General features: G+C 70.7%; 19 protein-coding genes. 10 read left to right on the top strand and 9 right to left on the bottom strand.

All coding sequences use genetic code 11. The annotated features are described in order from the left end of the window. Positions 1-3 precede the first annotated feature (3 nt). From ACIRB1_RS36190 to ACIRB1_RS36180, 3 genes are all read right to left on the bottom strand, one after another. Positions 4-870: an endo alpha-1,4 polygalactosaminidase gene (locus tag ACIRB1_RS36190; protein ID WP_403468483.1), complete on the bottom strand. Its 867-nt coding sequence runs from the start codon at positions 868-870 to the stop codon at positions 4-6. Positions 871-1,128: 258 nt separating this feature from the next. Next, complete coding sequence (locus ACIRB1_RS36185) at positions 1,129-2,721, bottom strand: sensor histidine kinase (protein ID WP_403468482.1); 1,593 nt, start codon at positions 2,719-2,721, stop codon at positions 1,129-1,131. Further along, on the bottom strand, positions 2,714-3,403 hold the full coding sequence (locus ACIRB1_RS36180; RefSeq protein WP_403468481.1) for a response regulator transcription factor: 690 nt from the start codon (positions 3,401-3,403) through the stop codon (positions 2,714-2,716). The genes ACIRB1_RS36185 and ACIRB1_RS36180 overlap by 8 nt, the downstream gene beginning before the upstream one ends. Before the next feature lie 145 nt (positions 3,404-3,548). Here ACIRB1_RS36180 and ACIRB1_RS36175 point away from each other — a divergent pair, with 145 nt between their 5' ends. Continuing rightward, complete coding sequence (locus tag ACIRB1_RS36175) at positions 3,549-4,454, top strand: PepSY domain-containing protein (RefSeq protein ID WP_403468480.1); 906 nt, start codon at positions 3,549-3,551, stop codon at positions 4,452-4,454. Between the two features lie 115 nt (positions 4,455-4,569). Here ACIRB1_RS36175 and ACIRB1_RS36170 read toward each other — a convergent pair whose 3' ends face one another. The 4 genes from ACIRB1_RS36170 to ACIRB1_RS36155 form a co-directional block, all read right to left on the bottom strand. Then, positions 4,570-4,950 carry a hypothetical protein gene (locus tag ACIRB1_RS36170; RefSeq protein ID WP_403468479.1) on the bottom strand — a complete coding sequence of 127 codons (381 nt, stop codon included), beginning with the start codon at positions 4,948-4,950 and terminating at the stop codon, positions 4,570-4,572. 126 nt (positions 4,951-5,076) lie between these two features. Beyond that, a complete protein-coding gene (locus ACIRB1_RS36165; protein ID WP_403468478.1) occupies positions 5,077-5,481 on the bottom strand; it encodes a helix-turn-helix domain-containing protein in 405 nt (134 codons plus the stop codon). A 360-nt stretch (positions 5,482-5,841) separates the two neighbouring features. Then, positions 5,842-6,978: a serine hydrolase domain-containing protein gene (locus tag ACIRB1_RS36160; RefSeq protein ID WP_403468477.1), complete on the bottom strand. Its 1,137-nt coding sequence runs from the start codon at positions 6,976-6,978 to the stop codon at positions 5,842-5,844. A gap of 93 nt (positions 6,979-7,071) precedes the next feature. Further along, entirely contained in the window at positions 7,072-8,520 is a 1,449-nt protein-coding gene (locus ACIRB1_RS36155) for an amidohydrolase family protein (protein ID WP_403468476.1), read from the bottom strand. A 272-nt stretch (positions 8,521-8,792) separates the two neighbouring features. On the opposite strand from ACIRB1_RS36155, the gene ACIRB1_RS36150 reads away from it, so the two are divergent. The 5 genes from ACIRB1_RS36150 to ACIRB1_RS36130 all read left to right on the top strand — a co-directional run bounded on the left by ACIRB1_RS36150 (position 8,793) and on the right by ACIRB1_RS36130 (position 13,804). Continuing rightward, on the top strand, positions 8,793-9,611 hold the full coding sequence (locus ACIRB1_RS36150; protein ID WP_403468475.1) for an IclR family transcriptional regulator C-terminal domain-containing protein: 819 nt from the start codon (positions 8,793-8,795) through the stop codon (positions 9,609-9,611). A gap of 72 nt (positions 9,612-9,683) precedes the next feature. Next, entirely contained in the window at positions 9,684-10,874 is a 1,191-nt protein-coding gene (locus ACIRB1_RS36145; RefSeq protein ID WP_403468474.1) for a CaiB/BaiF CoA transferase family protein, read from the top strand. Continuing rightward, a complete protein-coding gene (locus ACIRB1_RS36140) occupies positions 10,867-11,709 on the top strand; it encodes a citryl-CoA lyase (RefSeq protein ID WP_403468473.1) in 843 nt (280 codons plus the stop codon). The genes ACIRB1_RS36145 and ACIRB1_RS36140 overlap by 8 nt, the downstream gene beginning before the upstream one ends. Positions 11,710-11,767: 58 nt before the next feature. Further along, positions 11,768-12,625, top strand: coding sequence for a dioxygenase (locus tag ACIRB1_RS36135; protein ID WP_403468472.1), 858 nt, complete (start codon positions 11,768-11,770; stop codon positions 12,623-12,625). A gap of 639 nt (positions 12,626-13,264) precedes the next feature. Next, positions 13,265-13,804, top strand: a complete 540-nt coding sequence (locus ACIRB1_RS36130; RefSeq protein ID WP_403468471.1) for a peptidoglycan-binding protein — start codon at positions 13,265-13,267, stop codon at positions 13,802-13,804. A gap of 54 nt (positions 13,805-13,858) precedes the next feature. Here the strand turns inward: ACIRB1_RS36130 and ACIRB1_RS36125 are convergent, their stop codons facing one another. Further along, a complete protein-coding gene (locus ACIRB1_RS36125) occupies positions 13,859-15,151 on the bottom strand; it encodes a CBM35 domain-containing protein (protein WP_403468470.1) in 1,293 nt (430 codons plus the stop codon). Positions 15,152-15,757: 606 nt separating this feature from the next. Here ACIRB1_RS36125 and ACIRB1_RS36120 point away from each other — a divergent pair. After that, positions 15,758-16,915 (top strand): glycoside hydrolase family 75 protein, encoded by a 1,158-nt coding sequence (locus ACIRB1_RS36120; RefSeq protein ID WP_403468469.1) that lies wholly within the window; start codon positions 15,758-15,760, stop codon positions 16,913-16,915. Between the two features lie 105 nt (positions 16,916-17,020). Here the strand turns inward: ACIRB1_RS36120 and ACIRB1_RS36115 are convergent, their stop codons facing one another. Then, entirely contained in the window at positions 17,021-17,794 is a 774-nt protein-coding gene (locus ACIRB1_RS36115; protein ID WP_352178733.1) for a TetR/AcrR family transcriptional regulator, read from the bottom strand. A gap of 272 nt (positions 17,795-18,066) precedes the next feature. Between ACIRB1_RS36115 and ACIRB1_RS36110 the strand changes: the two genes are divergently transcribed. From ACIRB1_RS36110 to ACIRB1_RS36100, 3 genes are all read left to right on the top strand, one after another. After that, positions 18,067-19,779: an MFS transporter gene (locus ACIRB1_RS36110; protein ID WP_403468468.1), complete on the top strand. Its 1,713-nt coding sequence runs from the start codon at positions 18,067-18,069 to the stop codon at positions 19,777-19,779. Positions 19,780-20,047: 268 nt separating this feature from the next. Next, positions 20,048-21,160: an aminotransferase class V-fold PLP-dependent enzyme gene (locus tag ACIRB1_RS36105; protein ID WP_403468467.1), complete on the top strand. Its 1,113-nt coding sequence runs from the start codon at positions 20,048-20,050 to the stop codon at positions 21,158-21,160. Positions 21,161-21,277: 117 nt separating this feature from the next. Then, entirely contained in the window at positions 21,278-21,667 is a 390-nt protein-coding gene (locus ACIRB1_RS36100; RefSeq protein WP_403468466.1) for a hypothetical protein, read from the top strand. Positions 21,668-21,684 lie beyond the last annotated feature (17 nt).

Genomic DNA, 21,684 nt, shown 5'->3' with positions numbered 1-21,684 from the left:
CCGTCAGTGGCTGTCGCAGGTCTCACGGACGTAGCCGTCGTGGCCGGCCGGGGTGACGTCGAGGTCCCGCCGTACGATGCTGATCCGGTCGCCCCAGCCCGCGCAGGCCTTCTCCATGCCCTTCTCGGTGTACTCGACGACGATGACGCGGTCGCCGAACGCGTCGACGTAGGACCCGCATTCGTCGTACTGTCCGCACTCCTCCACCACCGCGAAGTCCAGGCCGACCCGCTTGCGGTCCTTGGCGAGTTCGAGGGTGTTCTTCTGGGCGATGGCGAGGTGCCGGGCGTGCGCGTGGCGGGCCAGCAGGGTCTGGAACGCCTCGGCGTCGGCCGCGGTGAGCAGTCCGTGCGGGGCGCGGGTGTAGCTGTCGTAGTTGTCCGGCTCGACGGCGTCGAATCCCTTGTCCGCGCATGAGTCGATCCAGTCGTCCACCTTCTCCGCGATCCGCGCGCGCTTGGCCGGGGTGCCGATGTCGAGCATCGCCTCGCCCCAGTCCTTGTCCATGACGACCTTCCCTGAGCGGTCCCGCAGCAGGAGGTCGGCGGCCCAGTCACCCTCCGCGTCGGGCTGGGCCTGGAACGCGTTGACGTAGCAGATGTTGTAGACGCCCGGGGCGGGCGAGGCCGTGTGGTCGCGGGAGACGACGGAGACGCCCTTCGGCGGGGTGTACGCGCCGCCGAGTTGGTAGTCGACGCCGGCGTGGACGGGCGGGGTGGAGACCTTCGCCGTAGGGGACTTCGGCGGCGGGCTGTCGGCGTCGGTTCCGGTGTCGGAGCCGGAGCAGCCGGCGGCGGCGAGGGCCGTCGCGGTGAGGACGGCGGAGAGGGGCACGGTGACGCGGCGGGAGCCGGCCCGGGACTTGCGCATGACGGTCTGCCTCTGGATGCGAGAGCATGCCCCGCCTCGGACACGCTGGATCCTGGCGACTGGGGCCGGACTGACGGCTCGAAGGCCTGGGTTACCGGCTGGGAATGCCTTGGTGGTGCGGACCGTGGGGGTGCGGGGTGGTCCGGTGCCGTGACGATACCAAAGCGTCCGCGACCGGTTCGTGCCGCCCGAGGACCTGGTCGCCGGGTTTCCAGGCGTCGGCGAAGGGGGCTGCGGTCATCGGCAAAGGGGCCGCGGTCAGGCGGGGGCGCCGCCGGTGCCGTGCGGTGCGCGCGGCAGGGTGACCAGGAAGGCCGCGCCGCCCGACGGGGCCTCGGTCACGGTGAGGTCGCCTCCGTGGTTGCGCACGACGTCCCGCGCGATGGCCAGGCCGAGGCCGGCCCCGCCGTCGTCGCGGCTGCGTGCCTCGTCGAGGCGGACGAAGCGCTCGAAGACCCGGGGCCGGTCGGCGGGCGCGATGCCGTGGCCGTCGTCGGCGACGGTGAGTACGACGTCGTCGCCCGCGCGGGCCAGGGTCACGGTGATCGCGGTGGCGGTGTGCCGCTGGGCGTTGTCCAGGAGGTTGCCGAGGACGCGGGCCAACTGACCTCGGCTGCCCAGGACTTGGGGCAGGTCATCGTCCTGTGCGCGTACGTCCGGGACCACCCGGTCCGTCGGGGCGCGCCGGGCGACCTCCTCCCGTACGAGTGCCGTCAGGTCGAGGACGGCGTGGCCGGGTTGTTCGCCCGCGTCGAGCCGGGCGAGCAGCAGCAGGTCGGCGGCGAGGTGCTGGAGGCGTACGACGTCGTGGTGGAGGTCACCGGTGTCCAGCAGCCCGGGGTGCTGGTCGGCGACCTCTATCTGGGTGCGCAACGAGGCGATGGGGCTGCGGAGTTCGTGGGAGGCGTCGGCGACGAAGCGTTGCTGGCGTTCGACGGACTGCTCCAAAGCGGCCAGGGTCTGGTTCGTGGTGCGGGCGAGGCGGCCGATCTCGTCGCGGGAACGGGGTACCGGGACCCGCCGGGTCAGGTCGCCGCTGCCGGTGATCGCGGCCATCTCGGCGCGGATGCCCTCCACCGGGCGCAGGGCGCGCCGGGTGACCAGCCAGGTCACACCGGCCACGACGAGCAGCAGGAACGGCAGGGCGGCAAGCATGGTGCGGGTGACCTGGTCGAGGGTCGCCTGCTCGTCGGCGAGCGAGGTGCCGGCGTAGACGGTGTAGGTGCGGCCGTCGTAGGTCGTGCCCTGGACGGCGGCGAAGCCGTAGTCGTGGCTGCGGTCGCCGAGCCGCACGGACAGGGTCTCGCGGTCCACGTCGGTGCTGACCTTGCCGCGTGCCGGAGCGCCGGTCGCGCTGTCGTCGGTCGAGGTGTCCTCGGTGCTGGTGCCGTCGGTCTCGTCGCCTCCGTGTCCGCTGCCCCGGCCCCTCCCCCGCCCGCCGCCGTGATCGTCCCCACTGTCGTCGTCGGTCGGCGTGGCGGTGGGGGCGGCGGAGGGGGTGGGCGTGGTGCTCGGTGTGCCGGTCGGGGCGGGGGCGGGGGCGAAGTCCGTGAGGGCGCCGCGTCCGTGGAGTGCGTCCCCGGCGGCGAGGACCCGGCCGCCGGAGTCGACGACCTGGACGAGCCGGTCCCGGTCCTCGGGCAGGTCCAGGGCGGTGAAGTCCCCGGTGAGCGCCGCCTGGGCGCCCGCCACCGTACGGGCGGTGACCTCGGACTCCAGGGCCGCCCGGTCGGTGAGGTTGTGGCGCAGTACGGCGATCACGGCGATGCCGGTGACCACGAGGGCGAAGGAGACGACCAGGGCCGCGGCGAGCGCGGCGCGGGCGCGGACGGAGGCGAGCGGCCTAGGCAAGGAGACCGCCGTCGGGCTCCAGCCGGTATCCGGCGCCCCGTACGGTCGTGATGGTGCGTCGGCCGAAGGGTGTGTCGAGTTTGCGGCGCAGGGCGCTGACGTGGACCTCGACGACGTTGGGGTCGCCGTCGTAGGCGAAGTCCCAGACCTGGGCGAGGATGTCCGTCTTCGACACCACCTGTCCGGCGTGCAGGGCGAGGTGTTCCAGGACCGCGAACTCCCGTGCGGTCAGGGCTATGTCGGTCCCGGCCCGTTCGACGCGGCGGGCCGCCTGGTCGACGGCGAGGTCCCCGAAGCGCAGGACGGGGGGGGTGCCCGCGCGGTTGCGGCGGCGCAGCAGTGCGCGGATACGGGCCTGGAGGACGACGTAGGAGAAGGGCTTGGTGAGGTAGTCGTCGGCGCCGGTGTCGAGGCCCTCCGCCTCGTCGTACTCGCCGTCCTTCGCGGTGAGCACCAGGATCGGGGTCTCGTCGCCCTCGGCCCGCAACCGGGCGCAGATCCGGTAGCCGTTGAGGCCGGGCAGCATGATGTCGAGCACGATCAGGTCGTAGTCCCGCTCCTGCGCCAGGCGCAGACCGGTGAGCCCGTCGTGGGCCACGTCGACGACGAACCCCTCGGCGGACAGGCCGCGGGCGAGGGCGGCGGCGAGGCGTCTTTCGTCCTCAACGATCAGCAGGCGCATGGGCACAGGGTCGCAGAACGTTCCTGAAGCGGTCTTCAGGAAGCTTCAGCGTGGCTTCAGGGTCGCTCCCGCAGGGTGGTCGACATCGGGCCGGGCGTGCTCCTCCGGGGCACGTTCCGGCCATGACCGAGGGAAAGGACCACGCATGATGAACGCTTCCCAGGGCTCCCCGACCGGCCGTCGGCGCACCGTGGCGGCCGTGCTCGCGGCGACCGCGGTGATCGGTGGCGCGGGGGCCGTCACGGCGGTGGCCGTCGCCGACGACGGCGGTCGCCACGGCACGTCGCCGGCCACCTCCGGCACCCACCACCTCGAAGGCGCGGACGACTCCCGGTCGACGGGCACGGCGACCGACCTCCTGCGGGCCGCCGACGCGGGGGTGGCGGAACTGCCGGGTACGGTCACCGCCGTCGAACTCGACGAGCACCGGGGTCGGACCGTCTGGAAGGTCGAGATCGTCGCCACCGGTGGCGCACGGCACGAGGTCACCGTGAACACGGCCGACGGCAGGGTCACCGGCAGCAGGCCCGACGGCACCGACGACGGCGAGGCCGCCCTCGCCCGCTCGGCCCGTACGGGTCTGGCCGCGGCGGTACGCACCGCGCTGGCCCTGGTCCCCGGCTCGGCCACGTCCGTCGAGGTCGACGACCTGGGCAGGTCGGCCGCCTGGGAGGTGGAGATCGCGGGCGCGGACGGCGCCGGGCACGAGGTGACGGTCGCCGCCGCCTCCGGGAAGGTCACCGCCGTACGCGCCGAGGACGTCCACCACCACGGCCGCTCCACCGACGGAGCGGACGACGACAGGGGCCGCCACGGCACCGACGACGACCTGACGGGCCGGACCACGGACGACAACACGACCCGCCACTCCACGCCCGAGGACCGTCCCGACCGCCACGCGGACGAGACCGGTCGGAGGGCGGCGGACGACGGCACGGCGGGTCACCACCGGTCGCACGAGGGGTCGGATGACGGGTCGGGTCGAGGTTCGGGGCGCGGATCGGACGACGGGTCGGGACACGGTCGGGGGCATGGGTCGGACGACGTGTAGCCCGAACTGCTCTGCCGGCCACCGGAGTTCGCACAGCGCGCGGGACGTGTGAGTCCGCAGGCCAACCGGCGCGACGGGGCGCGGCCCCAGTCCCTGGTCGTCCGGGTCGTGCCCCTCAGCGGTCCGTCACCCGGGTCGCGTCGGACGGCCAGTTCCCCGCCCGCACGATGTGGCTCGCGAGGGTGAGCGCATCGGTGAGGGGCACGGTGTCCGCGTCCGGATAGGTGTCGTGCTGTCCGGACGTGAGCACGAAGCCGTAGCTCCAGCCTTGGGCTCCCGAGGTGACGGCGTGTTCACCGGGGTCGCCCTCGTCGTCGAGCAGCATGACCATCGCGCGGCGGGTGTTGGTGACGAGGGCGAGCGAGCGCCCGGCGCTGCTGGTCAACCAGATCTCCAGGTAGCCTTCGGCGATCCTCGCCCGGAGGGCCCGCGTCACCGTTTCGGCGGGGATGGGGGTGCCGGGGCCGTCGTGGTCCAGAGTCCAGGATTCGTGCACGGTAGGACCGTCTCACGGCCGGGACGAGCTTCTTGCCGAGGCTCGCGCCGAACCGGTCCGGCGGACCGACCCGACGGGCACCGGACCGACGACGGTCCCTTCCGACTGGCCGTACAGCGGGCGGAGTCAGCGTGATCCGTCGCGACTCCATGTCGGCCTCGACTGTCTCGGGATTCCCGGCCGCGGTGCGACGGGCTGCCCGGTGGCTTGGGCGAGCCGGAGAGGGGTGAGGTCCAGCACCCGCAGCAGGGCTGTGGTCTGTCGTCCGTCACCGCTCCAGCTGTTCGTCTCCTCGTCCCGCTCGTACTGCGCGGTGTCCATACCGATCGAGCGGGCGAGTCTGTCCGTGCTGAACTGCCGTACCAGCCGGTGTTCCGTCAGGGTGCGCGGGGACTCGATCCCCATCAGGTCCTTGGTCCGGCACCAGAGGACGTCCGCGAGGGCGAACAGCTCGTCCTCCGTGGGGCGGTACTCACCGGCCTCCCATGCGTGGACCATGGAGATGTCGACGCCGACTCCGTAGGCGTTCATCTGTTCCGTCACCTGGTGGGGCGACAGTCCCAGGTCCTGCCTGGCCGACCTGGCGGTGTCAGGGGAGAACGGCGGTCGGTTCACTGGTCGGCCTCTCTGTCGCTGATGCCACGGACCGCGCCCGCGCGTCCACAAGCCTCCGGTTGGAGGTCGGGGAACGGGGGTGCAGGGGTGAGCCCCCGTACGGGCACCCGGACGGTCGTGATCTTGGAAAGAGAGTTTCGCCGCCTGACCCCCGGGACCGTGACGTGTGCGCCGACTGCTGCCCTGCCGTCCCCCAGGCCTGCCTGTTCGGCCGGCGCGACCGTCCGGTCGGCCTGTCTCAAAGGGCATCAGCGCTGCCGCGGTCCAAGGGGACGTTCAGACGGTCGCGACATACGTCCAGAAGTCGGCCATCCACGCGGGGAAGGTGGGGCCGGGCAGACCGCAGGGGGTGAAGAGGACGGTGACCGTGTCGGCCGACGGGTCGATGTACGCGGCGGTGCCGGTGCCGCCCACCCAGCCGTAGCGGCCGGGGCTGTTCCACAGCTTCGCGGAGGTGACGTCGACCGAGCCGCCGTAGCCCCATCCCTGGCCCTGGAGGAAGAGGTCGGCCTCGGCGCGCTGGTCCGCGGTGAGGTGATCCGTCGTCATGAGGCGTACGGAGTCCGGGGAGAGGACGGTGCCGCCGCCGGCCAGCAGCATGCGCCCGAAGGCGTGCCAGTCCGCGACGGTGGACACCAGGCCTCCCGCGCCCGATGCGAAGGCGGGCGGGGTGGACCATGCGCCGTCGGCCGCGTCGGCCAAGGTGTGGGTGCCGTCGGGGGCTGTCAGGTAGTAGGGGGTGAGGCGGTCGCGTTCCGACGCCGGTACGGCGAAGGCCGTGTCCTTCATCCCGAGCGGCTCGAAGATCCGCTCGGCCAGGAACTCCGGCAGCGCGCGCCCCGCGGCCCGTGCCACCAGCACGCCTTGCAGGTCGGAGCTGGCGTTGTACAGGAACGCCTCGCCGGGCTGTCGCAGCAAGGGGATGCCGGCGAGGGCGGCGACCCACTCGTCCGGGGTCAGTGGCGACCGCGGGCCTCCGTTGTACACGGCCACGTCCGCGAACAGGGGCTGAAGGGCGGGTGCGGTGAAGTCGGCCCCGAAGCCCCATCCGGAGCGCGAGGTCAGGACGTCCTCGACGGTGATGGGACGGGCGGCCGGCACCACGTCGTCGAGTGCGCCGGCGGGAGTGCGGACGACCTTCGGGGAGGCCAGTTCCGGCAGCCAGCGCGCGATCGGCGCGTCCAGGGTGAGCACACCGTCGTCGACGAGTGCCAGCACGGCGGCGGCGGTCACGGGCTTGGTGACCGAGGAGAGCCGGAACAGGGTGTCGGCCCGCATCGGCGCCGAGCCCCCTGGCTCGGTCGACCCCACGGCCGCGACCTCCACCTCGCCGGAGCGGTCCACCAGGGCGACCGCTCCGGGGAAGGCTCCCTCGGCGACGTATTTCTCCAGCAGCGCGGTCAGATCGCTCATCAGGTTCTGCCCCTCGTGTCATGGCCGACAGCGGATACGTCTCTATGACCGTCCGCCGGGCCGAAACTCATCGGCGCGGAACCTCACTCCTCCTCAGCTGCCGTGGGTCGAGGAGCTGCGGTAGTCGGTGTACGTGTAGGGGTTGTCGAGGACCTTGGTCTCGGGGACGTCGGGGTTCATGCCCTTGGCCCAGGCTTCCTCGCCCATCGTCGACCGCAGGTGGTCCACGGTCCGCTCGACGGTGCGCCGCACAGCGGCCAGGTCGGTGTCGAGGAGACGGTGCTCGTGCTTGACCACCCGGCCGTCGACGATGACGGTGTGCACGTCGCCCCGCTGGGCCTGGAAGGCCACATGGCCGTACGGGTTGAGCAGCGGGAAGGAGACCGGTGAGTGGTCGTTCTTCAGGAGGACGAGGTCGGCCTTCTTGCCCTCCTCGATGCTGCCCAGGTCGTGTTCACGGCCAAGTGCCCTGGCACCGCCGCGTGTTGCCCACTCCACCACCTGGTCGGCGCGCAGCGCGACGTGGGTGACGGTCTCGCCCTGGGCGTGGGCTTCCAGGTGCTCGCGGGCGCGGTCGGCGCCGAGGGTGGTGCGCATGGCGGAGAAGAGGTCTCCGCTCCACCACACGCTCGTGTCCATGGAGAGGGAGACGGGGATGTCGTGGGAGCGGACCGCCCAGGTCGTGGGATAGCCCTGGCCGGCGCTCTGCTCGCTCTCCGTGGACACCGAGACCGAGCCGCCCGTGGCCGCGATGCGGTGGTAGGAGTCGGCCGACAGGGTGGAGGCGTGCACGTAGACGGTCTCGGGGGTCATGAATCCGTGCTCGTGCATGAGCCGGATGCCGTCGTCGTTGGTGGCGCCCCAGACTCCGGCGTGGGTGGTCACGGCGATGCCCAGGTCGCGGGCGACCTCGAAGGCGGGCTTCTCGGGGAAGGCGGGATCGCCGGTGACGTCGAAGGCGATCTGGAAGCCGAGCATGTCGTCGCCGGTGATGCGGCGGCGGACGAAGTCCCGGAACTGTGGTGCAGCGGTCCATTCCGCCGGAGCCTGCTGGATGTTGCCGTAGGCGAGGACGAAGCGGCCGGGCACGGCCTGGAGCGCGTCGACCGCCGCGTCCGCGTGGTCGACGGTCTGGAGACCGTGTGACCAGTCGACGACCGTGGTCACTCCGGCGTCCAGCGCTTCGACGGCGGCCAGGAGGTTCCCGGCGTGCACGTCCTCGGGCCGGAAGGCCTTGCCGTGTTCGAGGTAGTACCAGACGAAGTACTGGGTCAGGGTCCAGTCGGCGCCGTAGCCGCGCATGGCCGTCTGCCACATGTGCCGGTGCGTGTCGATCATGCCGGGCATCACGATGCCGTCGGACGCGTCGATCTCGGCGGTCCCCTCGGGTACGGCGAGCCGCGGGCCGACCGCGGTGATCCGGTCCCCCGTCACCAGCACGTCGGTGTCGCTCAGCACCCGCCGTGCGCGGTCCATGGGCAGTACGGTGCCGCCGCGCAGGACGACGGGGCGCCCCGCCTGGAATGGGGTGGCCTGGCTCATCACGGAATCTCCCACTCGACAGCGGACGACTGTCCGTATGGCGGCTCTCGGTTGGTGACCGATCGTCGTCAGGCTGTTCACCGGTGTCAATACTCTGCGGATTCCGAATTCCGCCCGGGAATGTCCCCAGCTGTCCGCTCTACGGTCCCGCTCGGGTCGCCGCGCACGAGCCGTGGCGACGGAGGCCGTTCCTGCTGCGTAGAGTGCCCTCGATGAGGTGTCCGTAGGGCGGACACCCGTGAGCGAAGCCGACGGCGATCAGAGGAGCCACCATGCCGCGCGAAGGAACCGGACCCGATTTCATCGAGGCGCTGGCCCGGGGCCTGGAGGTCATCACCGCCTTCCGGCCGCGGCAGCCGGTGATGTCGCTGTCCGACGTGGCGAACGCGACGGGGCTGGCCAGGCCGACCGCACGCCGGATCCTGCTCACGCTGACCGAACTGGGCTACGTGCGCCAGCAGTCCGGCGGTTTCGTGCTGACCCCGCGCGTGCTGGACCTCGGCGTCGCCTACGTCCGCTCGACGGGACTGTGGGACGTGGCCCGTCCGCACCTGGAGTGGCTGGTGGAGCGCACGAACGAGTCTTGCTCGATCGCCCAGCTCGACGGTTCGGACATCGTCTACGTCGCCCGGGTGTCGGTGCCCAAGATCGTGACCCTCGCCGTGCAGATCGGCACCCGCTTCCCGGCGCTGCCCACCTCGCTCGGCAAGGTGCTGCTGGCCGCGCTCGCGCCCGACGAGGCGGCCCGGGTCATCGCCGAGCCCAGCCGTTCGGGCCTGGAGTCGGTGTGGCACCCCGGCCGGGCCGAATGGGAGGCGGAGTTGCGGGAGGTGCGCGCGCGGGGCTGGGCGGTGACCGACGAGCAACTGGCCAGGGGCATCCGTTCGGTGGCGGCCCCGCTGCGGGACGGCTCGGGCCGCGTCGTCGCGAGCGTCAACGTGAACGCGCATGCCGCCGAGACCTCGATGGAGGTGCTGCTCGACGAGCATCTGCCGCTCCTCCTCCAGGCCGCCGGCGAGATCAGTCTGGACTTCGCCCGGCTGGAGTCCGCGCCCCACGCGGTCCGGCCGTCCGGCGCGATCGTGTCTTGACGCCTCCCTCGTCCGGGACAGAGAATCACTGTCCGGACGACTGTCCGGTGTGCGGACAGAAAGGCAAGGTTCATGTCGCAGAGCGCCAAGCCCACACCGCCGGGCGCCGCGGGCCCGCTCTCCGGGGTGCTCGTCGCGGACTTCTCACGGATCCTTGCCGGGCCGTACGCCACAATGCTGCTCGCCGACCTGGGGGCCGACGTCGTCAAGGTCGAGGGACCGGGCGGCGACGACACCCGCGCCTGGATGCCCCCGACACGCGACGAGGTCTCGACCTACTACCTCGGGGTCAACCGGGGAAAGCGTTCGATCGCCCTCGACCTGCGCGACGAGGAGGACGCCCGGGTCGCCCGGAACCTCGCCCGCCGGGCGGACGTCCTGATCGAGAACCTCAAGCCCGGCGGCATGGCGAAGTACGGACTGGACTACGACTCGGTCCGGCAGGACAACCCCGGGCTGATCTACACGTCGATCACCGGCTTCGGCGCCGGACCCGGCCGGCACGTCCCCGGCTACGACCTCATGGTGCAGGCCATCTCGGGGCTGATGAGCCTGACGGGCGACCCCGACGGGCCGCCGTACCGGGCAGGGATCTCCGTGTTCGACGTGATGGCCGGCAACCACGCCACGATCGGCATCCTCGCCGCCCTGCGCCACCGCGACGCCACGGGCACGGGCCAGCTCGTCGAGGTGAACCTGCTGTCCTCGGCCCTGACCGGACTGGTCAACCACAGCTCGGCCTACGTCGCCGGCGACACCGTGCCCTACCGCATGGGCAACGCCCACCCCAGCGTCTTCCCCTACGAACCGCTGCCCACCGCCGACAACGACCTCATCGTGACCGCCGCCAACGACGGCCAGTTCCGCAAGCTGTGCGAGGTCCTCGGCATACCGGACGTGGCCGACGACCCGCGGTTCGCGCGCAACGCCGACCGCACCGCCCACCGCGACCTGCTGCGGCCGTTGCTGGCCGAGAGGCTGAAGACCCGCGGGGCGACCGAGTGGTTCGAGGCTTTGGTGGAGGCCGGTGTGCCGAGCGGACCGATCAACACCATCGACGGCGGCTTCGCCATGGCCGACCGCTTCGGACTCGACCCGGTCGTCACCGTGGGCGAGGGCAAGCGCGCGGTGCCCACCACACGGCACCCGATCCGCTTCTCCGCCACCCCCGCCTCCTACCGGCTGCCGCCACCCGAACTCGACGAGCACGGGGCGGAGTTGCGGACCTGGCTGTCCGGACCCGAGGAGGCCGACCATGTCTGAGCCGACACCGCGCCCCGCCTATCCCACGGCCCTCGGCGCCGCCGACCTGCGGACCATCACCCTGCTCGGGCACGACCTGGCCGAGGACATCATGGGTTCGGTCGGCTTCGGTGAACTCGCGTTCTGGCTCGCGACCCAGCGGCGGCCCACACCCGGCGAGACCCGTGTCTTCGAGGCGGTGCTCGCGGCACTGGCCGACCACGGCTTCACGCCCACGGCCATCGTCACCCGCCTGACCTACCTCTCCGCCCCGGACTCGGTCCAGGGCGCCCTGGCCGCCGGGCTCCTCGGCGGCGGCTCGCGCTTCCTCGGCGTCACCGAGGACACCGGCCTCTTCCTGCACGACGTACTGGAGTCCCTCGGCGGAGACCTGCCCACCGACGAGGCCGGCTGGGACGCGGTCGCGCTGCGCACGGTCGAACGGCGGCGCGCGGCCGGGGAGTTCATCCCCGGACTGGGTCACCACGTGCACAAGGAAGGCGACCCCCGTACGCCGCGACTGATGCGGATCGCCCAGGAGGAGGGTGTCTTCGGCCCGCACCTGAGCCTGTTCGCCGCCATCGGCCGGGTGCACCCGAAGGTGCTGCACCGGACGCTCCCCCTGAACGGAGCGGGGGTGTGCGGCGCCGCCCTCGCGGACCTCGGCCTCCCCCTCCAACTGCTGCGCGGCTTCGCGCTGTTGGCCCGCACCGCAGGCCTGATCGGCCAGCTCGCCGAGGAACTGCGCCATCCTGTCGCGCAGGACGTCTTCCTGTCCGTCGACCGCCACAACATCCCGGTGCCGCCGGAGCCCTACAGCACGGACCCGCTCACGAAGGACCGGCGCGAGGACTGACCCCGCGCCCGCCGTCCCGCCATCCACCCGCACGCACGCAGACCAAGGAGCCGCAACCGTGTTCGTCGACGAGGACAACATCACCGAGCTGGCCGTCGAGCGGTGGGCCACCGCTCACTCCCCGCGGCTGGGCGAGCTGATGACCGCGCTGGTCCGTCATCTGCACGCCTTCTCGCGTGAGGTGCGGCTCACCGAGGACGAGTGGATGGCCGCGATCCAGTGGCTGACCGCGGCCGGCGGGATCAGCGACGACAAGCGCCAGGAGCTGATCCTCACCTCCGACGTGCTAGGACTGAGCACGCTGGTCGTCCAGTTGAACAACGAGTTCACGCCGCGGGCGACCCCCGCCACGGTGCTCGGTCCGTTCCACATCGACGGCTCGCCGACCGCGCCCCACGGCTTCGACATGTCGGACGGCATCCCGGGCACACCGCTGTTCTTCACCGGGAAGGTGACCGACACCGAGGGCAAGCCGCTGGCGAACGCCGTGCTGGACGTGTGGCAGGCCGACGCGGAAGGCGCCTACGAGGCCCAGATCCCCGAGATCGACGAGGCACGCCTGCGCGCCAAGTACCGCACCCGCGAGGACGGCACCTACTGCATCCGCACCATCGCCCCGCGCGGGTACGCCATCCCCATGGACGGCCCCGTCGGCGACCTGATGCGCAGGACGGACATCAGCCACTTCCGGCCGGCCCACGTCCACTTCCTCATCGACGAGCCGGGCTACCGGAAGCTGATCACCCATCTTTTCCAGGCGGACAGCGACTATCTCGACTCCGACGTCGTCTTCGGCACCAAGGACGAACTGATCATCCCGTTCACGGAACGACCGGCCGGTACCGCGCCCGACGGCGGCACACTCGAAGTCCCGTACCTGCACGCCGAGTACGACTTCGTCCTTCAGCCCAGCTGACCAACTCCCCGACTGCGCCCTGCGCAGAGTTCGAGGACGCGGGGCTACGCCACATCCGCGGGAGCACTCCGACCCGGTCATGGAACCGATTCCCGGCTTTCCGGACGTTCCGATTCCAGATTCCACGACTCATGGATTTTCTGTGCGGGAGACCTGTCTAAACTCTGGAGCCTGCACGGAGAGGGAACTTGGGTGAGTGAACCGACAGCCCCCGTCTGCCCGGAGTGTGGCGCGCCTCGCGCGGAGGACGGCACTCCCGCCTGCTCCTGCACGCGCCGCGCGTCCGACGCCCACCGTGAGTCGCGTACGGCGGAGGCAGCGGCCGCGGAGGACTTCGACCCGCTGCGCATCCGGCCGTTCGTGGCGGTCGGCGACGCCTCTGAGAGCCCTGCCGACTCCCCGCCCGAGGCCGCGAACGCGCCTGCGGGCCAACCGGCCGTCTCTTCGGAGGATGTCGGGAAGCAACAACAACCCAGCTCCTTAGAGGAGTTGGGCAGCGCAGCCGCCGCCACGGCCGAGTTGGGGCCGGGACCCGCCACCTCGTTACCCCTCGACGAAACCGCTCCGCAGCCCTCGGCCGACAGTGGCCCGCCGCACCGAAGGCACCGGGTGGTCCTGCTCGCAGGGACCGGAGCCGTGGTGGCAGCCCTGGTGACGGGAGGACTGGTCGCAGGGCTCTTCCAGTACCAAAGCCCTTCGCGGGACGGCTCGATGTCGGACGGCCCGCGTGCTGGCCTTCCGCGGAATCAGCGATCCGCTGGCGCCTCCTCCCCCGCAACACCGTCCGGTACCGCATCCCCGGCGCAGCCGTCCGAGACGACGGCCTCCTCTCCCGGAGCGACCCCGACCCCGACCGCGACCACGAGCCCGATCACCGCGACCGGCTCCACCGTCCCGACCGGGAGCCCCTCCAGCGCTCCGACCGCCCCCTCACCGAGCGCGTCGAACGGCCAGGCCCCCGTCCTCCGCTTCGGCGACAAGGGCCCCGAGGTCGTCGAACTCCAGCTCCGCCTCCGGCAGACCGGCCTCTACGGCGGCGCCGCCGACGGCGACTACGACCGCGAGGTCGAGAGCGCGGTCCGCAGCTACCAGCTCACCCGACTCGTCCTCCAGGACGAGTCGGGCGTCTACGGGACAGCGACCCGGACCGCGCTGGAGTCCGAGACCTCGGAGCCGTGACTCACGGCCGTCGATGGATCTCCCGAGTCTCATGCCTCTTGCCGGGAGTCGGTATCAGACGATGATGCGGTCGAGGTTGGGTGCTCCGGCGGTGGGGTTGGAGAACTGGATGGTGTTGTTGCCGGCCTTGAGCTGGACGGTGACGTCTTTGGTGACGACGGTGTTGTAGTCGGGTGTCTCGGGGAAGCTGACGGTCTGTTTGACGCCGTTGACCGTGACGACCGCGCTGCGGGCCTGGCCGACGCTCAGGAACGAGACGCTCATGGTGTAGCTGCCCGCCGCGGGTTCGGAGACGTTGGTGAAGGTGGCGGTTCCGCCGTTGCCGAGGTAGCTGAGTTTCTTCCCGCCCGAGCAGTGCGCGCAGTTCGTGACGGTGGTGCCGCCGGCCAGGGTCGCCCCCTCGGCCTCGTACGACACGTTCCCTCCGCTCGGCGGAGGAGTCGTGGTGCCACCGGTGATCTTGTTGAAGATCCGGGAGTAGGCGTATCCGGTTCCCTTGTCGTAGCCGTCGACCTCCCAGAAGGACAGCTCCTGGACGCCGTTGGTGGCGGCGAAGGATTCCAGGGTGGTGGCGTTGGCCTGGGTGAAGTTCTCGTCGTCGTCGTTCCGGCCGGCGATCGGCGTCAGTCCCATGCGTCCGTAGGCCTGGGCGGTCGAGATGCCGTAGAGGCTCGCGAGTTGCGCGGCGGTGCCCTTGGCTGCGGACAGCGCGTCGTTGAGGGCGTTCTCTCCGTCGCCGAAGTCCATGGTCATGATGTTGACGAGGTTGACCTTGACGCCCTTGCTCTTGGCGTCCTTGAGCAGGTTGAGCGTGTCGGACTCCAGGCCGGACGGGTCGACGGCGAGGGTGTAGTCGACTTCGACGTTCGGATTCTGGGCCTGGAGGGCGGCGAGGGCCTGGTTGCGCCGGGTGTTGGCCGCGGTGTTGCCCAGGGTGCCGCCTTCGATGTCGAAGTCGAGCCGTGTGATGCCGTACGTGTTGACCACGCTGGCGTAGGCGGCGGTGAGGGCCGAGACGGACGTGCAGGTCTGCGCCAGTTCTCCGCCTTCCGCACCGCCGAAGGAGATGATGACGTTGCCGCCGGCCGCCTTGAGGCTGTTGACCTGCGAGGTGAAGGCGCCCAGTGCGCTGTTGCCGGCCTCCCACTGCGGAGTACAGCCGGACTTGGGGATGAGGAAGGCCAGGGTGTAGTTCTTGAGCCCGGTGGCTCCCATGTCAGCCGCCATGTCACCGGCGGTGCCGCTGGAGAGCTCAAGGTAGGGCGCGGCGTAGTGGGCCGGGAACGCGTTGGCCGCCTGAGGACTGGCACTGGCGGTCGCGCTGATGCCCACCGCCGCCACTGCCACCGGAAGTGCGGAAGCGACAAGCCCCTTGGTAAGTCGTGACCATGTCACGGGTGTCCTCCAGTTGGGATGATCCGGGAGCGGGACGCACAGCGGGGTGCCGACGCGGAAGAAGCTGCGGGAACCGACACCCGACAACAACTGCCGGGCTTTGAAGCGCAGTTCGAGTGCCGTGAGCCGCGTCGAGGTGATGCGGACGCGAGCGGGGGCGTGGGGATGTGGTGACGTTCCGTCGGCGGCGCCCGCAGTCAATCTCTCGGTGGCGGGCCTCGTCAAGACAATGGAATGGAAAGTTTCCTAACAGAGGAACTCAGCCCAGAGGCCCGCGCCAAGGCGACCGGAAGACGACCAAGCCGCCCTCCCCCGGGGCCAGTTGACCGGCCGCCCACACCCACGCCACCGCAAGCATCCATTGACCTGCACATTTAAAGAATGACGCGTCACCAGAAGGGAAGCCCGACCGGATCACTAGAGGTATGGACTTAGTAAAGCTACTTAACGAGACGATTGTGTGACTGCGGTCACCACTGCTTCCGTCTGTTAGGAAAGATTACTAACGAACGATGGAGGCCCAACACCGCCATGTCATCGATCCGTACGCGCCTCGCTGTGGCAGCCGCCTCAGCCATCGCGCTCGCCGCACCGTTCGCCGTCGGCCACGCCGACGCCGCGACGACCCCCACAGCAGTCGGGGCGGCCCCGGCCGCCACCTCGTACACCGCCGCTCAGGTCCTGGCGGGCGTCCAGCAGAACTCGACGGCCGCGAACCAGGTCAACTCCAAGCCCCACATCAACACCATGACGCGGGCTCAGAACGTGAACGTGTACCAGGTCGCCCCGGGCGTGTACTCCTACACCTCCGGCATGGCCATCGACACCGACGGCAGCGACTCCGATCCCGACCCCGACCACCAGGGCGAGACGACCTGGCAGGACAGCAACGGCCAAGCCCTGGGCGCGCATCACGTGCCGTTCTACGTGCTGGGTGACGACTGCTGGGACCGCAAGAGCCCCTGCCCGCACTTCTACTACAAAGAGCGCGGCATGTCGGGCCGGCAGTTCGCGCTGATGTTCTACAACGGCAAGGTCATCGGCTCGATCTTCGGCGACACCCAGACCGCGAACAGCCAGACCACCTCGGACAACGACTCCCGCGAACTGGGCGAGGCGTCCGTGAAGGCCGCCCAACTGCTCGGCATACCCAGCAGCGGGACCACCGGCGGTGTCGACAACGGCGTGACCGTGGTGATGTTCTCCGGTTCGAAGTGGGTCGTCAACGGCACCAACTCCAACCTCAACACCAACACCCAGGCCCTGGTCCAGACGGCCCTGGACAGCCTCGGCGCGAGCATGAACGGTGGTACGACTCCGCCGCCGACGTCGCCTCCGCCGAGCGGGGGGAACGTGTCGTACGAGGCCGAGGCGGCGACCCTGGCCGGTGGCACCACCGTCACGAACTGCGCGCACTGCTCGGGCGGGAAGAAACTCAGCTACCTCGGCAACGGCGGAACCGCCACCTTCACCAACGTCTCCGAACCCGCGGCGGGCAGCTACACCATGAGTGTCTCGTTCATGAGCGTCGGCCAGGCCCGCAGCGCGGTCGTCACGGTCAACGGCGTCAAACAGACCGTCAGCTTCCCCGAGACACCCGACTACAACACCGTCGTCACCAAAGACGTCACCGTCCAGCTCAAGGCCGGCAACAACACCATCCAGTTCTCCAACCCCACCGCCGGAGCACCCAACCTCGACCGCATCATCGTCTGACCACCACCAGTCCCTGTCGTGACCGGTGACCTCACAGGCCGCCGGTCACGACACACAGCGCAAGGGAGCCACCGTGAACCGACCCGGCTTCGCGGCCTGTTCGGGTCAGGCCGGGTCGGACGGCAGATAGCTCGCGAGGCCGCGCAGGATGATCTCCAGGCCGATGTCGAACCGCTCGTCGGAGGAGTCCGTCACCATGACCCCGGCCAGGGCGCGCAGATGGGGGAAGTCCGCGGCCGGAAGGGACGCGAAGTAGTTCTGCATCTCGTCGGCCATCTCACGCCAGTCGGGGCGGGCGGGCGAGGAGGTGTCCGCGTTCTGCTGGGCGGCCCGGTCGCGCCACATGCCCTCCTCCAGGACGAACCCGTCGATGTACGTCGAGATGAGGTCGCTGGCCTCCGCCGCGATGCGGTCGGGCAGCCCTGCGGTACGGAACACTCCGAGCAGCGCCTCGACATGCGGCAGGAGTTCGGCGGTGAAGGGGACATGGGCCATGGAGATCCTGGCCATGTCCCGGTGCGCCAGAAGGCGCCGCCGCCCTTCGAGGGCGTACTCGCGCACCTCCTCCTGCCAGCGCTCCGGGTCGGCCTCGGGCGGCTTGAAGTCGTCGAAGAGGCGGGTGTACATGAGCTCCAGGACGTCGTCCTTGGAGCTGACGTGGGCGTAGAGGGCGGAGACCGTCACCCCGAGTTCCGCCGCGACCTGACGCATCGACAGGCCGTCGAGTCCCTGACGGTCGAGCACGGTGAAGGCGGCGTCGACGACCCGCTCGCGTGACAGGGGGGTGCGGGCCGGGGTGACACGTGCGGGTGCCGGGCGCTCGCGATCCCAGGGGGAGATCGGTGGCGGTGCGGGGGTGTCGGCGTCCGCGTCAGTCATGGAGACAGTCTAGGCGCCGGGAGAGCGGTGTTCTCTCCGGGTGAGCAGCGTTCACCCCGAGAAACGCGATATATCTTGTCTCCGCCTCCCGGTTGCGCTATATCTTGATGAACGCCGTTCTCCCGGTGAGCACCGTTCTGTTAAAGTGAACAGTGTTCTCCGGCGTACGGTCGCGCCTTCCCGCCCTCACCTGGGAGCCGGGCGGTCGCATCCACCCGTCCCACCGCGCCCGCAGGTCCTCACTGCGCGCGGACCCTTTCCGAGGAGTTCCGATGTCCACCACCGGTGTCGCGTCCACCGAGACGCCCATCGACTCGCCAGCGCCCTACCGGTGGCGCTGGGCAGCGCTCTTCGTGATCCTGGCGGCCGAGGTGATGGACCTCCTCGACGCCGTCGTCACGAACATCGCCGGCCCCTCCATGCGGGCCGACCTCGGCGGCGGCGCCTCCACGCTGCAATGGCTGGCCGCCGCCTACACCCTGTCGATGGCGGTCGGGCTCGTCACCGGCGGACGGCTCGGCGACATCCACGGCCGCCGCCGGATGTTCCTGGTCGGAGCCGCCGGATTCACGCTGGGCTCACTGCTCTGCGCGATATCCGTGTCCCCCGAGATGCTGATCGGCGCGCGGATCGTGCAGGGTCTGTTCGGCGCGGTGATGCTGCCGCAGGGCCTCGGCATGATCAAGGAGATGTTCCCTCCGAAGGAGTCGCAGAAGGCGTTCGGCATGTTCGGTCCGGTCATGGGGCTGTCCGCGGTGTGCGGGCCGATCCTGGCGGGCTGGCTCGTGGACGCGGACTACTTCGGCACCGGCTGGCGCATGATCTTCCTGATCAACCTGCCGCTCGGGGCCGCGGCGATCCTCGGCGCCCTGCGCTACCTGCCGCGGGGGCGCTCCGAGACCAAGCCGCGCCTCGACATCCCGGGCATGCTGCTGGTCTCGCTGGCCGCGCTGCTGCTCATCTTCCCGCTGGTCCAGGGGCGTGAGTACGACTGGCCCGCGTGGACGTTCGTGATGATGGCCTCGTCGATCGCCGTCTTCGCCGTATTCGCCCGGTACGAGTCGAACCGCAGCAGGAACGGCCAGGACCCGCTTGTCGTCCCGAGCCTCTTCCGCAAGCGCGGCTTCAGCGGCGGCATGGTCCTCGGGCTGGTCTTCTTCTCGACCATGCAGGGCTTCATGCTGGTCTTCAACCTCTACACCCAGATCGGCCTCGGCTACTCCCCGCTCAAGGCGGGCCTGGTGATGGTGCCCTGGTCCGGCGGCATGATCGTCGGCTTCGGGATCGCGCAGGGTGTCGTCCGCTTCGGACGCGCCGTGCTCCAGGCGGGCACGGTGGTCATGGCACTCGGCGTGTTCGGCGTCTGGCTGACTCTCGACCAGGCGGGGTCCGGCGTCGGCCCCTGGCAGCTTCTGCCGGCGCTGCTCGTCACCGGCATCGGCATGGGCCTGCTCATGGCGCCCTTCTTCGACATCGTCCTCGCCAGCGTCGAACAGCACGAGACCGGTTCGGCGTCCGGCACGATGACCGCGATGCAGCAGCTCGGCGGCGCCTTCGGCGTGGCCATCCTCGGCACCGTGTTCTTCGGTCTGCTGGGCGGCGGGATCGCCGGAGCGGTCGACCACCGCTCGGACGATCTGCGCGGCCGGCTGACCGCGGCACACGTCGCTCCGGCGACGCAGGACCGCATCGTGGCCGACCTGCGCCGGTGCGCCTCGGACCGCGCCACCGCCAAGGACCCCGCGGCGACCCCGGCGTCCTGCGCGCTCCTGGGGAAGGACACCCGGGCCGCGGTGACCGCGTCCGAGGCAGGCGCACGCATACCCGCCGCCCTGGAGGCCACCGCGTCGTCGGCCTTCCGCAGCGGTTTCGGTTCCGTCATGCAGACGCTGCTCTGGATCGTCGACGGAATGCTCGCGCTGACCTTCCTCCTCTCCTTCCTCCTGCCGCGCCACGCCCGCCCCGAGGAGGCCGCCGGGCACTGAGCCCCGGTCCCCAACGAGCGCGCTCGGGACGGTCGTAGACCCATTCGGGAGGGCTACGACCGTCCCGTGTTCCGTCATGAGGTCAAGGGCGTACAGGGCGCCACGGGAACAACGACATTCACCCCGGTCAGGCCCGAGCGGGGCGCGCCGCGTAACGTGCGGGCCGGCGGGAACGCGTGCGCGCCGACCGGAAGGGGGCAGGGCACCGCTCGCCGGACACACTCGCCGTAACCCCGCGGCCCCGCGCCCTCCCGGAAGGACGTGCCCCGTGCTCACGTCGTACGCAGACCACTTCGACACACCTGCGGGCTATCTCGACTTCGCGCGGTTCGGCCCGCCGTCACGGGACGTCGTGGCCGCGACGGCGCAGGCCCTGGAGGAGTCGGCTCGTGCCGACCACACCACCGTGGACGGCCTGATGGACGCGGAAGCGGTGGCACGCGACACGGCCGCCCGCCTGGCCGGTACCGACGGCCGCCACACGGTGCTCCTCCCGAACGCGTCCACCGGGCTGTTCCACGCCGCCCTCGGCATCCGTGCGGGCGTGGTCCTCGCGCCGCGCACCGACTTCCCGGCCAACCACTACCCGTGGCGGCGCAGCGCCGGCCTCGGCCGGGCCACACCGCGCTGGCTCGATCCCGCACCCGGCGAGGGAGTCACTCCCGACCTCGTCCGCGCCGCGCTGACCGACGACGTGGTCGGCGTGTCCGTCAGTGCCGTGGACTTCCGCACCGGCTTCCGTGCCGACCTCGCCGCACTGCGCGAGGCGATCGGACCGGACCGGCTGCTGATCGTGGACGCCATCCAGGCGTTCGGGGTGGCGCGGATGGCGTGGGACGCGGCCGATGTGGTGGTCGCGGGCGGTCAGAAGTGGCTGCGCGCGGGATGGGCCACCGGCTTCGCGGCGCTGTCCGACCGGGCCCTGGAATCCCTGGAACCCGTCCTCACCGGCTGGACGGGTGTCGAGGACGTCGGTGTCTTCGACGGAGACGAGCACGTGCCGGCCGTGGACGCGCGGCGCTGGTCGATCACCAATCTCAGCCCGGTGACGGCCGCCGCGTTCGCTGCCGGTCTCGGGCTCGTCGAGCGGTACACGGTCGCGGCGATCGAGGCCGAGATCGCCCTGCGCGTCGCCGAGTTGACCGAGGTGGTGCGGGAACACGGCGGTCTCGTCCTCTCCCCCGCCGACCCGGCGCGGCGGGCGGGCATCCTCTCCTTCACCGTGCCCGGGCACGATCCGTCCGTCGTCGCGAAGGCGCTGCACGGCGAAGGGGTCACCCCGACCGTCCGCGCGGACTCCCTCCGGTTCTCCCCACACGCCTCGACCCCACCGGAGGCGTGCGCACGAGTGGCGACGGCCCTTGCCTCACTGAGGAGTTGACCCCGCTGAGCATCGCTGAACCCGGACCGGACCGTCGCGGTCGTCGCAGAACGATCTCGAACACCCTCGTTGCCGTCTCCACGGGCACCGCTCGCATCACACCGCCAGGAGGACCCAGTGTCATATCCGCATCTGCGTACCCCCGAGGGGAAGCTCGCCGACGCGAAGAAGCTGCTGAACCTCCCGCTTATCGTCGTGATCTGCGGTTCCACCCGCTTCATGACCGAGATGAACGAGGCCGACCTGCGGGAGACCAAGGCCGGAAGGATCGTCGTCAAACCGGCCTGCGACATGAAGTCGCCGCACGTGCTCCGGTCCGATCCTGTCGAGGCCGAGGCGTTGAAGGTTCGACTCGGCGATCTGCACCGGGCGAAGATCCGGCTGGCTGACGAGGTGCTCGTAGTCGGCGACTACATCGGAGACAGCACCCGAGCCGAGATCGCCTACGCCCGGTCCTTGGGCAAGCCCGTGCGGTTCACGCATCCCGAAGTCGACCCTGACGCCTGACTGTCTCGGGGCGGAGC

It is taken from the genome of Streptomyces sp. NPDC096013, from assembly GCF_044763565.1.
In the GTDB taxonomy this organism is placed as follows: Bacteria; Actinomycetota; Actinomycetes; order Streptomycetales; family Streptomycetaceae; genus Streptomyces.
Note: the sequence above shows the minus strand (reverse complement) of the source record. Positions and strands in the feature narration are given on the sequence as shown.